This is a genomic window from uncultured Actinomyces sp. (assembly GCF_963542285.1).
GTDB lineage: Bacteria > Actinomycetota > Actinomycetes > Actinomycetales > Actinomycetaceae > Pauljensenia.
In genome coordinates, this window is the sequence record NZ_CAUTWQ010000026.1 from 1 (window position 1) to 11,549 (window position 11,549).

An 11,549-nucleotide genomic window follows, 5' to 3' on the forward strand; every position below is an offset into this window, starting at 1 on the left:
CAGTGCTCGTCGGTACCGTAGCCACTCGATTGCTCCATATTGGTGGCGACCAAGGCGTCCAATACTTTTTGGTGCGCGCCTTCTTGATAGTCGCTGGAGAAATTCGGGATTACAGCTGCACTGGTCATTGCACAATTATTGCACGCTTTTTACCTTAGGAATAACGCGCCGAGCACATACCACACCTATCATGGTGAAAAGGTAATGACGCCGCTAGACCGCTAAAGGACACTACTCATGCCACATGACAACAGTCCGCATCCCGCTTCGATCAACCGCGATTCCAAAGACTACTGGAACAAACGCGCGGCGACTTTTACCCGTTACGCGACCGAAGACTACGAACGCTGGCTTATGGATTTGCTCTCCCCCGCGATGGGCGAGACGATCTTGGACATGGGTTGCGCGACGGGCACACTTGCGCTTCCCCTTGCGAGGGCCGGCCACCACGTCCACGCGTGTGATTTTGCCGAGGCCATGCTGACTATCCTCGATCAGCGCGCCGCCGCCGAGAATCTTCCTATTACCTCACATCTGCTTGCCTGGGATGAGGACTGGAGTCGGGCCGGTTTGGGAGAGAACAGCGTCGATTGTGCTTTCGCCTCACGCTCCCTGATGAGCGATCACACTCTCAGCCGCATCTCAAAGCTTGACGCCGCAGCGAGAGTCAAGGCCGCCGTAGTCGTCCCGAATAGCCTTCCACCGTCGTCGGATCCCAGGCTCTTGACCTACCTGGGTCGCAAAGCGAAGCGCCCCAGTACCGTCCGCGAGGTCTTGCGCGCGCTGCGTTACCTCGGCCGCATTCCTGTCACTGCAACGACGAACACCTATCGGCCGATGCGCTTCAATTCCTTTGACGAGGCCAGGGCTGACCTGCGTCGTTTGGCACGCCCTGAGCCTTTCACTGCGCGTGAGCAACGTTTGTTCGATGCCTATGCACGCGATCATTTCGTTGAGGTTCCAGCGGTGCAGCCTGCGAACGGTCTTTCTAACGATCACAGCGATTCGCCTCAGACACAGTGGGTTTTGAATTACCTGCTCCCCGTTGTCTGGACCTTCATTGGCTGGCGCACTGACGGAAGCGAGTGGGAGTAACAAGCGGGAATAAAGATTTCCCCGAAGACGTATCTGCCTTCGGGGATACAGAGCTCGCAGAAACCTCACCCCATGATCTGCGCGACGAGCTTTTGTAGATCCGGAATAACAGTCTGGTCAAACCAGGGGTTCTTCTTCATCCAGATTTGGTTACGAGGCGATGGGTGCACGAGCGGGAAAAACTCGGGTAGGTAGTCGCGGTAGTCCTTGACGACCTGCGTGAGCGAGGCCGAGGACTTGAGCTTCAGGTAGCGCTTCGTCGCGTAGGAGCCAACCAAGATAGTGAGCTTCAGATCGGGCATAAGCTCAAGCAGGCGCGGGTGCCACTTGTCCGCGAAGTCCTTGCGCGGAGGCAGATCGCCGCTTTTTCCAGTGCCCGGGAAGTAGAAGTCCATGGGGACAATGGCCAGTTTCCCCGAGTTATAGAAGGTATCGCGGTCAATCCCCATCCAGTCGCGAAGGCGGTCACCGCTACGGTCGTTCCAGACGATACCGCTTTCCTCGGCGACGCGACCGGGAGCTTGGCCGACGATCATGATCCGACACTCGGGTCCCGCGAAGAAGAGCGGGTCGATCCCGCGCTTTGTAAAGGAGGCGTTTTCCGGGTCCTTCCGGATTTCCTCTGCGATTGCTTTGAACTTCGGATCAGTAATCTCTGGAGTCATATTTTCACTCTAGCGCCGTTTCTATCCACCCGCAGCGACCTCAACGAAGCGTGGTTCATTCATTCGACGGCCGTTTCCACGTTCCCAAAATGTCAGTGTTTGCAATCCCTATCGCACTCATCAAGGCCAGTGCGGTAACCGGACCGACAAAGACGAAGCCTCGGCGTTTGAGTTCGAGTGAGAGAGCGCAGGATTCTTCCGTTTGTGCGGGTACGTCCCCCGCCTTTTCGGGCCGAGGCTGGTGGCTGGGTTGGTAGAGCCAGACGAGTTCACCCAAGTGTCGCGGGTAGGATTGCCCAGGCCGAAGCAAGTGTGCGAGCGGCGCTTCCTCCATCCGCCCCGCGCGGTAGGCTTCGGCCTCGGCAGCCAGAGCAGCGCGAAGCGCGATAACTGCCCGCGCATTAGTAATTGCCGCGTCGATCTTCCGCCTATTTCGCACGATGCCCGCGTCGCGCATTAAACGCTCGCGATCTTTGTCGGTGAAGGCGGCGACGGCCTCGGGAATGAAGGAAGCGAAGGCATTGCGAAAGGCTTGCCGTTTCTTGAGGATCGTCGACCATGAGAGGCCGGATTGGAAGCTCTCAAGGACGAGGCGCTCGAAGATGCCCTGCTCGGAGGTAACCGGTTTCCCCCACTCGGTGTCGTAGTAGTCGCGCAAGAGCGGATCAGTGGCCGCCCAGCTTGGGCGGACAAGGCCGTCTTCGCAGACAACGAGGCCTTCGGGAAGAGTCACGGTCACCTCCTCAAGCAGTGCAGATTATGCCCTCGGCTGGCGTTCAGCCCACTCCTGCAGACTCACGCGAGGACCCGTGAAGAAGGGGGTATCCTCGCGCACATACAAGCGAGCCTCGGTGTAACGCTGGGCGTGCATGACGCCCTCAAGGCGGTCCAGCGAATCGGCCTCGAAAGCCAAAACCCACTCGTAGTCAGAGAAACCAAAAGCTGACAGGGTCGAGCCCTTGACATCCGGGTACTGCGAGAAGCCGTTGCGCCCGTGCTCGGCCATGATCCGCGAGCGCTCTTCAGGGGCCTTCAAGTACCAGTCGTAGGAGCGCACGAAGGGGTAAACCATCGCCCAATCACGCGGCGCAACCCCACCAAAGCACGCAGGAATATGGCGCTTGTTGAACTCTGCGGGGGTGTGCAGCCCCATGCACGACCACACAGGCTCCACAAACTTCCCCAGCGCACTGGCGCGCAGGCGATGGTAGGCGTCTTGCAGGACCTCGGGGTCATCATCAAGCCACCACACCATCAGATCTGCCTCGGCGCGGAAGCCGGAGACGTCATAGAAACCGCGGATTTCCGCACCCGCACTCTTCACGTAGTCCAGGGATTCAGCAACAATATGGGCGCGTTCGCTATCGTCAGCTGGCAAGAATTCACCCAATGCAAACACTGAATACAGTGCGTAGTGCTGCTTGCCGTTGACCTCATCTAAGTCAATATCGGTCCGGTCGCGCGGGTCGGGAACGTAGGAGTGCGCCGCGTGGTGGTGCGGAGCATGCTCGGCAACATGTTCGGGCGCAGCCTCTAAGTGAGCGGTGTGTTCGGTGTTTTCAGCGGGCTGTGCCGCACGACGGTTCAAGAACGCCATTGATTCCTCCTGTTGTATGGCGGATTGACCGGCGACTCGAGCAGGGCCGTCGGAAGAAAGTTGGGCATGCGAGCTGGCATGCTGAGCGCCCATTTCGGCAGAGTTCTGGGAATGCGTTGGCCGAGCCGGTGCCAAACAGCAATCCAACGGACACACCGTATGGAAAGGTCCCGTGCCCGTCACGGTCATGCGGAAGGGATTTTCACCTCGGGCTTGCGCCGCACGCTCTTCCAGCACGTCCACCAGCGAAGAGATAAACACGGGGTCCGTCGAGATTGTTTCGGCACGCTTGTAAGCAATTCCAAGCTCCGCGGCGGTTTCCTTGGCCTCGGTGTCCAGGTCGTAGACAACCTCCATATGGTCGCAGATGAAGCCGATAGGAACGACAACTACGCCGCTTGGCTTTTCGCTTCCCGAGGCCTGGTTTCCTTCCCCCGCACTCTGGCTTTCCGGGTCGATCAGGCAGCGGAGGAAATCGTTGATATCGGGCTCCAGCCAGCGCGCCTGCGGCGGACCCGAGCGCGAACAAAACGCTAGGTCATATCCCAGATCCTCGCGTCCCACAACACGACGCACTTCCGGCATGATCGCTTGAATGAGAGCATGATGCTGAGCAACGTAACTAATTTCGGAAGCGGGGGTACCCAGGGATGAGGTTTCTTCACCCTCAAGTTCAGCGCCACCGGCCTGGGGATCGGGGCCGGCCTCAAGCTCAGTGCCACCGGCCTCGGAAGTGGGGCCGGCCTCAAACTCAGCGCCACCGGCCTCGGAAGTGGGGGAAGAAGAAACGGCAGAAGGGAAGGGGAAGGGAGAGGACCCTTCTTCCATGCTCACGGGGATGGAGTGGGTGACGAAAACCAGTCGAATCCCAGCGGGATCAGCTCCGCCCTCAACCAAGGCCGACCATGCGCGCCGGATCGAGCTTATTTCAGCACTGGCCATGCCGGGCGTCGAATAGTAGGGGCGTACTTTATCCACAATGATCTCGGCGTTCGGGTTGTCCGCGCTGCCCTCTGCACCAAGGAGGATACTCCCCCACTTTTCACTAAGGGAGCGCGCGGCCTCGGCAAGGTCTTCGCGGTACTGACGGCACCCCGAATACGAGGCATAGGCGGATGTTGGCAGCACAAGGATGCGTCGCGCACCGGCTTGGGCGAGTTCGTCTAGGCCCTCGGCGACGAAGGGATGCCAGTTGCGGTTTCCCCAGCCGACAGGGATGTCATATCCACGACGCGAGAGCTCTGCGGATAAGTCAGCGATCAGGCGCTGATTACAGGCATTAATGGGCGAAACGCCACCGAAACGCTCATAGTGCTTCGAGACTTGAAGAAGGCGTTCGTCGGGGATTCCACGGCCTCGCGTTGCATTGCGCATGAACGGGAGGACATCCTCCATGCCGTTGGGGCCACCATAGGACAGCAGCATAATTGCGTCGTAGGGTTCCATTCCCGGCACTGTGAGGCCTCCTTCACGGGTACGTGGCAAGTTTAGGACCCCGCGCCCTCCCCTCGCAGCGACAAAGTGTCAGAAAAACGCCAGATCACGCCATTTTTGGGCGCATACTGGCCGATCCGGACACTGTAAAATATTCATGTTCTAAGGAGGGCTCATGGACATTCGCGATCGCTACCGCGGCGCGCTCATTGGCGAGGCCGCCGGAGACGCCTTGGGCTATACCGTTGAGTTCCTCCGCGAACCACAGATTTTCCAGCGCTTTGGCCCGGCTGGAATTACTGATTACGTCCTTGACGAGCAGGGCGTTGCGCGTTTTTCTGATGACACACAGATGACTCTCTACACCGCGGAAGGTTTGCTTTTGGCACATACGCGCGGGGCCTTGCGCGGGATTATGGCGCCCATCCGCGACTACATGTCCTTCATGTATCAGGATTGGTACCGAACGCAAACCGAGGAGTTCAGTGAACGCAGGCCATGCGCTTGGGTCAGTGGATTTCCTGAGCTTTTCGTGCGCCGAGCCCCTGGCACGACGTGCATGACGGCATGCGCCGCGGGAGCTAACGGAACCCTCGAATCCCCGATCAACGATTCAAAGGGCTGTGGCGGGATCATGCGCGTTGCGCCGGTTGGACTCTTCTACTCGACGAGTTTTTCGAACATGACTCGCCACATGACCTACGCCGATATCCAGCTCCAGGGCGCGGAAATTGCCGCCCTCACTCACGGGCACGAGCTGGGGTGGCTTCCCGCCGGAGCCTTCGCGCAGATCGTGTCGATGATCGTCCACGAGGATTCTCCCCTTACCGAGGCCGTCGCCGCCGCGAGTTCTACCCTTCCCGAAGCTTTCCCCGAGGCACGGATGATTGGGGTTTTGCACGAAATCATGGAGCGCGCGGTTTCACTGGCTTCTTCTGGGCTCAGCGACTTGGACGCGATTCATGAGCTTGGCGAAGGCTGGGTTGCAGAAGAGACCCTGGCGATCGGTTTGCTGTGCGCGCTGCGCCATCAAGGTGACTTTGCGGGGGCAATTGCGGCGGCCTCGAATCACAATGGCGACAGCGATTCTACGGCCGCGCTCGCGGGGACAATCATTGGTGCGCAGATTGGTTACGAAGCGATTCCGCGTCGCTTTGTTGAGCCGCTTGAACTGCACGGGGCCATTATCGAGATTGCCGATGACCTATCGACAGGCTGCGGCCACCTCAGCGAGTATAGGCCCGTCGATCCTGCATGGGCACACAAGTACATCCACCACGACTACGTTCAGTGCAGGCGCGAGGGAAGCAAAAACTGAACCTAAGCTGCGTGCTAGCATAATGTTCACCCGATTAGTTTCCCAAGGCTGGGAGAGCACGACAGACCGGAGTGAAGTCATGGACGACGCAACTCAGAACACGGAATTGCAATATTCCCCAGAAGCGGGAGAAACCCTCCTCATCCCCTTGGAAGACAATCTTGCGATCGTGATCGGTCCGAATACTGAAGGACTGGAAAAGATCACCGATCAACTTGTTCTTGGCGACTCCTTCAATGATCTTGTTGCTTCGGTCGGTGAGATCGCGGCAGTGGGCGGCGGTGCGGCTTCCGCAGCGAACGCGTTCATTCAAGCATCTGGCCTCTATAGGCTCGATACTGCCTCACAGGCTCTCCTCGCTGATGGCGCAACACTCACACAAACGGCTGGGGGCGGCGTACTTGGAGTAATCCGCGGTTCAAATGGACAGATTGTCCGAAATGCACGTTTACTTTCAGTTTCTGGCGCGCGACTGTCCGGTGTTATTGCTGCGCTCGGTCCCGCAATTGCAACAGTTGCACTTCAGATGCAGCTCAGCGATATTTCAAAGCAAATTCGCAGCGTCCAACAGGTCTCCGAGCAAACGCTCCAAGTTCTCACAAGCTCACGAAAAGCTGACTACCAGGGCGTCTGTGAAACAATCACTGAGGTCTACCGCTTCAGCGTCAAACAAGGCAAAGTCTCGGACTCGAATTGGGATACGGTCAGCGGGCTCTTCCATGAGCTCAAGTCACACCGAAATTACTATAAGGAGCAAATCCAGAAGCACGTCGATAAGCTGCGGCAAGCTCAGTGCGATGTAACTGCAAGGCGTAATTACGTGCGATTGAATGCGCAGAACATCGTTATCGATGCATGCGCAGCTTTCGAAACATTACAAGCATGGGTTTGTCTCTCAATTCTCAAACGCAGTCATGAACTAGCAAACGGCGAACCGCTAACCCTCGATCTTCCTGAGATCCAACAGGAAATTGAAACGGATCTTCAAACTCAGCGAGAACTACTGTATGAGCTCATTCGTGAACTTCATGTCATCGCTGATACCGCTGGGAAATGGACCATCCCACTGACGCAGAAACGTGGAGATTCAAAGGTCTCACAGGAGACCGCACGAAAGCTGCTCGAGGCACTTGACGGCCTTGCCCAGCAACTAGGTATCCGCGAGAACCCGCAACCAGAGCCCACAGTCACGTGTGCCCCTGAAGGTTACGACACAAGCGCATACACCGATACTCTGCGTTGGTTCCTCGATCAAGGCGAAGAATTATGCGCACTGGCATTTCCCGTTGATCGACTGTCGCACCGGCTTCTTGCAAAAGCTTCTTCTCCTTTTGCTGAGGCAATGGAATTCGCTTGGGCAGGCTTGCCCCAACGCGAAGACACAAAGGTGCCTGACGTCCGCAAGCCCGGGCAAGCCGCTGGATTCCTCCGCCGAGCAGCTCAACGTTCAGTTGTTGTTTCGCCAGAGATGGTGGCAGTGACAAATCGACGAGTTATTACCGCTTCCCCTCAGGATTTTATTCAGAAGGGTACGGTCACGGGCAGTTACCCGCTTGAAGAACTCACGTGGGATTTCCACAACGAGCAGGATTCTCTTGCAGAGCTGCATGTTACTCATGAACAGCGCCAGTTTGAGTGGTGTTTCCCCAGCGTTGGACTCGCCGCCGCGCAAGACTTAGCCTCGCTGCTTACCACGTTTCGCGAGGCACTCCCTGCCGATACCGATGCTCTCCCAGCGCTAGCCGAGGCAGATGCAGACGGGGCACTTTCTCCCGAAAACTAGCCCCGGCCTCGGCAATCAGTTCTTCGACTCGGCGACGGCTACGCGCACCTCGTAGTTCTTGGCCTCGTCACCCAGGACTGCCTTAACGTGGCCGGTGATGATCTCGTCCAGACGTTTTTGCGCCTTCTCAAGCAGGCCATGCTTCACAGCATCCTCGGATGCGCGTTTTTCTTCGTTTGCAATGAAACCCGTGACTTCATTGACTTCGAGGCGGTTTGCCAAACTGAATGTTTGGTCGTAGGTCTTCACTGACGCAGGGTCGATTTTCGTTGAGATCACCTCGGCGGCAGGAACCGTTACCTTGATGAGTTTCTGGCTCTCGTCCCGTTCTACCTTGACTGCACTGATATCGGTGATGCCGGCTTTCACCTCACCCGAGTAGGTGATGAGGAATGACGCTCCTGTTCCGGGAACCTCCATGCCAAAAATCTGTGTTCCTTGCTCGGAGTATTTGCCGACCTCGGTGAAGATATAGGACTCGGTCGAAAGCTCCGCGATATCAGAAAAAGAGTTGGTGATCATCGTGGTGTCGGTCGTGACCTTCTTGGAATTGAATCCCAAGAATCCCAGGTAGGGGGCCATTTTCATTCCACCGATGAAGACCAGTGCGATAACCACAAGAGCACCCACTGCTCGACCTAAACCACGAAGTTTCGCCATGACACAACCACCATTGCTTGTTGATACAGGATTGAATGCTGTTCGATTTTACAGAGTTCCTCAAGGGTAAATCAAGGAAGTAACAAGAATCATCCCCGCATTCCAGGCCGCAGCATTACGCCTGAAGTGCGGGGATTTGCTTAAGAAATACGCTTACACCTCAACAGCGGTGCCCGTGGCGATTGCTGCGAGCATTCCATTGTCAGCTCCGGCGGTGAAGTAGTCAACATGCACGCCGACTACCGCGTTTGCACCCATTGCTTGCGCACGCTGACACATCTCGTCGATAGCAGTTTGTGAGGCCTTGAAGAGTTCCTCTTCATAGTTCGAGGCCCGTCCGCCAAAGAGGTTCGACAAACCCGCACCAATGTCTTTAACAAAGATCACACCCGAGATCGTTTCTCCGGAAACAATTCCGTAGTAACGCTTAATGGGCGCACCTTCAAGGGTTGGTGTCGTGACAGCAATCATGGCAACTCCTTTGTCCAGCTGGTGCCTCAATCCTATCCGCTGGTAGCGAAGGCGCATTCGCACCGACACAGCCGCGGACCTAAAATCGACTATATGAGGTCAACACGCACGAAGTACACGGAACTTTATCGATGAGCACTCCGACCTCACCCACCCCCAAAACCACGGAAGTGCCGGCGCGCCAGCCACGGCCTCGTGACCGCATGCGAACAATCGCGCTTGCCGTGGGCACCTTAGTGGCGGCAACCGGCTTGGTCAGCGCAGCAGGATACGAGGCCTATCACGCCTCCACCCCCACCCCCGCAGCTACCCACCACGAGAATGCGGACGGGACAACGGTAATCATTCCTGCGGCCTCGGAGAATCCGATTCCCCTGCACGGGCGGATCGACACCGTGGATTATCAGCAGGAATATCAGGGCGTGACCTATAAGAAGCAGGCTCTGGTGTACGTTCCTGCGACATACGTACAGGGGATACCGGCCAATATTGTGTACCTGACTCACGGGTGGATGAGCAGCGCAGAGGAAATGGCCGACGAGGTCTCGCCGGCGATTGATGACCTGGAGCGCAGTGGCGCACTCTCCCCAACGATCGTTGTTTTTGCGACGTATTACCCTGATCGCTCTTTCGTGAATGATGATTTTGAAACGGATTATCAGCTCAATCGTTTCTTTGCGACCAGTGAGATTAATACTTTGATCGACACGATCGAGTCGCATTACTCAACCTACGCGGGCGGCGATACCACGGATGAATCCTTAAAAGCAAGCCGCACGCACCGCGCTTTCGGCGGTTTTTCCATGGGTGGGATTACAGCCTGGGATGTTTTCGCCCTGAACCCCGACTATTTCTACGGTTACATGCCAATGGCCGGGGAATCATGGATTGGCCGTGATCATGACGCACCCCTACCCCAGATTGCTGACGAAGTAACTCTGGGGGTGCGCAGCCGCGACATGGGTCCGCAGGATTTTCGCATTATCGCCAGCGTCGGTTCAGACGATCCAGCGCTAGACGACATGAGTCCGCAGCTCGATGAGTTTTACCGCAGGTATCCGACGCTGATGACGCCTCAGAGCTTGCAGGTGTGGATCGACGAGGAGGGGACGCACTCCCTGGCCTCGGTTTCACGCCAACTCAGCCACGCCCTGCCGTTACTTTTCCCCCACCAGTAGGGCATCTCCCCTCAGTTTTTCGGATCGTGTTGCGCCCGGAAGATGCGCAGGCCCTGCGGCCACTCACCCAGCACTACTCAGCAAGACTTACGCCGTTAGGCCGGATCGTTGCTTATAGGTGGAATCAACACCAGCAGACCAGATCGACACTGTTTGGCGCGATTGGCACCACCTGGCGGGATGCTCTGCCAGTCCGGATCGACGCTACTAGGCGCGATTGGCACCACCCGGCGCGATTGGCACCACTTGGACGCATCGCATACACCAAAAACCGCTCACTCAAAGCTCCAAGTTGTGTCAATGCCTCCAAACGGTGCCATTGAGGCCCGAATAGCACAAACCCTATGGCTCAAGAGGCCCGAATAACGCAAACCCCCTTGGCTCAAGAGGCATTGATCACTCGTTCTCGGGGCACACATCGAGTAATTTCTCGACCTCGAGGACAATCCGCTCAGTTCCGCCCAATTCCGACAGTTCGTCGCGCGTCCCTCGGATCCCCGAGGCCAGGGCGGACTCATCGACGAGGCGCAGCGCGGCCTCGGCAATAAGAGCGGGCTTGGGTGCGCGAACGCTCAGGCCACAGCGCGTACGCTCGACGGCCTCGGCGTTGAATTGGCGCTCGAAAACACGCCCGGGCACGACGACTTGGGGGACTTCGTAAGCCAGCGCGTCCATCATCGAGTTTTGCCCGCCGTGATGGACCATGACGCGGGCGCGAGGGAGGAGCTCAGCAAAGTTAAGGCGAGGCGCGCAGGTCACCTCATGGCCCCCGACAGTTTGGACAGCCTCGGGCACACCTGCAACGTACGTATCGCACCCAAGCGCGCTCGAGAGCTGGCGGCCAACTCGCATGGCAACTCCCGCGGGGACGCTGCCCGCACCGAGATAGACGAGGGCGCAATCGCGAGGCGTTGGCGTCAGTGTGGGCGGCTCGTCCAGGAACCCGCAGTAGATCGCCCGCTCCCCCGCCCGCGGTTCCAGGGTCGGACAGCTCGGGATGAAGCGGCGCCGCATCCCCTCGAGAATACTCAGCGACGAGGCCGGGGCAGGCATGCCCATCTCGCGCAGCAGGCGTCGAATTCCTGAGGATTTTCGCGGGTTTGAGGCGTCGGAGAGGGTCGTCGGCTGCGAGCCGCTGCCCACACAGGGAATCCCTTCAGCGCGAGCGGCGATCACCGCGGCCAAGTTGAACTCCGAGTAGACGACGTCAGGGCGCGCGGCTCGCATGTGGGTGCGCAGGACCTCGACGGCGGCGCGCATGTAGCGCTCATCGAGGGCACCGGTTAGCCACAGCACTTCTTCGAAACTATGAACGGGCTTGCGCCCCATCAATCCCAGGCGAGAAGCC

Annotated in this window: 10 protein-coding genes and 1 pseudogene; 4 read left to right on the forward strand and 7 right to left on the reverse strand. The window is 57.9% G+C overall.

All coding sequences use genetic code 11. The features are described 5' to 3' along the window. Positions 1-128, reverse strand: a pseudogene (locus RW023_RS08085) (low specificity L-threonine aldolase); the annotation flags it as partial. A 109-nt stretch (positions 129-237) separates the two neighbouring features. On the opposite strand from RW023_RS08085, the gene RW023_RS08090 reads away from it, so the two are divergent. Further along, positions 238-1,095: a class I SAM-dependent methyltransferase gene (locus RW023_RS08090; RefSeq protein ID WP_315580707.1), complete on the forward strand. Its 858-nt coding sequence runs from the start codon at positions 238-240 to the stop codon at positions 1,093-1,095. Positions 1,096-1,160: 65 nt separating this feature from the next. On the opposite strand, the gene RW023_RS08095 is transcribed toward RW023_RS08090, so the two are convergent. The 3 genes from RW023_RS08095 to hemQ are packed head-to-tail and all read right to left on the reverse strand — an operon-like array spanning position 1,161 to position 4,803. Further along, a complete protein-coding gene (locus tag RW023_RS08095) occupies positions 1,161-1,760 on the reverse strand; it encodes a uracil-DNA glycosylase family protein (RefSeq protein WP_315580708.1) in 600 nt (199 codons plus the stop codon). A 55-nt stretch (positions 1,761-1,815) separates the two neighbouring features. Beyond that, positions 1,816-2,493: a DNA-3-methyladenine glycosylase I gene (locus RW023_RS08100; RefSeq protein WP_315580709.1), complete on the reverse strand. Its 678-nt coding sequence runs from the start codon at positions 2,491-2,493 to the stop codon at positions 1,816-1,818. 24 nt (positions 2,494-2,517) lie between these two features. Further along, a complete protein-coding gene (hemQ, locus tag RW023_RS08105; protein ID WP_315580716.1) occupies positions 2,518-4,803 on the reverse strand; it encodes a hydrogen peroxide-dependent heme synthase in 2,286 nt (761 codons plus the stop codon). A gap of 163 nt (positions 4,804-4,966) precedes the next feature. Between hemQ and RW023_RS08110 the strand changes: the two genes are divergently transcribed. Continuing rightward, entirely contained in the window at positions 4,967-6,109 is a 1,143-nt protein-coding gene (locus tag RW023_RS08110) for an ADP-ribosylglycohydrolase family protein (protein ID WP_315580710.1), read from the forward strand. Between the two features lie 79 nt (positions 6,110-6,188). Then, on the forward strand, positions 6,189-7,892 hold the full coding sequence (locus RW023_RS08115) for a hypothetical protein (RefSeq protein WP_315580711.1): 1,704 nt from the start codon (positions 6,189-6,191) through the stop codon (positions 7,890-7,892). 15 nt (positions 7,893-7,907) lie between these two features. Here RW023_RS08115 and RW023_RS08120 read toward each other — a convergent pair whose 3' ends face one another. Together RW023_RS08120 and RW023_RS08125 are read right to left on the reverse strand one after the other, a co-directional pair. Next, entirely contained in the window at positions 7,908-8,552 is a 645-nt protein-coding gene (locus RW023_RS08120; protein WP_315580712.1) for a DUF4230 domain-containing protein, read from the reverse strand. Between the two features lie 153 nt (positions 8,553-8,705). Beyond that, positions 8,706-9,023: a heavy metal-binding domain-containing protein gene (locus tag RW023_RS08125; protein WP_315580713.1), complete on the reverse strand. Its 318-nt coding sequence runs from the start codon at positions 9,021-9,023 to the stop codon at positions 8,706-8,708. A 131-nt stretch (positions 9,024-9,154) separates the two neighbouring features. Between RW023_RS08125 and RW023_RS08130 the strand changes: the two genes are divergently transcribed. After that, on the forward strand, positions 9,155-10,201 hold the full coding sequence (locus tag RW023_RS08130) for an alpha/beta hydrolase-fold protein (RefSeq protein ID WP_315580714.1): 1,047 nt from the start codon (positions 9,155-9,157) through the stop codon (positions 10,199-10,201). Positions 10,202-10,597: 396 nt separating this feature from the next. On the opposite strand, the gene RW023_RS08135 is transcribed toward RW023_RS08130, so the two are convergent. Beyond that, the coding region (locus tag RW023_RS08135; protein WP_315580715.1) for a nucleotide disphospho-sugar-binding domain-containing protein at positions 10,598-11,549 on the reverse strand (952 nt) is incomplete at its 5' end.

Bases quoted from the DNA above. Each gene is read 5' to 3' on its own strand.
- RW023_RS08090 (WP_315580707.1), top strand. From the start codon at position 238: ATGCCACATGACAACAGTCCGCATCCCGCTTCGATCAACCGCGATTCC.
- RW023_RS08095 (WP_315580708.1), bottom strand. From the start codon at position 1,760: ATGACTCCAGAGATTACTGATCCGAAGTTCAAAGCAATCGCAGAGGAA.
- hemQ (WP_315580716.1), bottom strand. From the start codon at position 4,803: ATGGAACCCTACGACGCAATTATGCTGCTGTCCTATGGTGGCCCCAAC.
- RW023_RS08110 (WP_315580710.1), top strand. From the start codon at position 4,967: ATGGACATTCGCGATCGCTACCGCGGCGCGCTCATTGGCGAGGCCGCC.
- RW023_RS08120 (WP_315580712.1), bottom strand. From the start codon at position 8,552: ATGGCGAAACTTCGTGGTTTAGGTCGAGCAGTGGGTGCTCTTGTGGTT.
- RW023_RS08125 (WP_315580713.1), bottom strand. From the start codon at position 9,023: ATGATTGCTGTCACGACACCAACCCTTGAAGGTGCGCCCATTAAGCGT.
- RW023_RS08115 (WP_315580711.1), top strand. From the start codon at position 6,189: ATGGACGACGCAACTCAGAACACGGAATTGCAATATTCCCCAGAAGCG.
- RW023_RS08130 (WP_315580714.1), top strand. From the start codon at position 9,155: ATGAGCACTCCGACCTCACCCACCCCCAAAACCACGGAAGTGCCGGCG.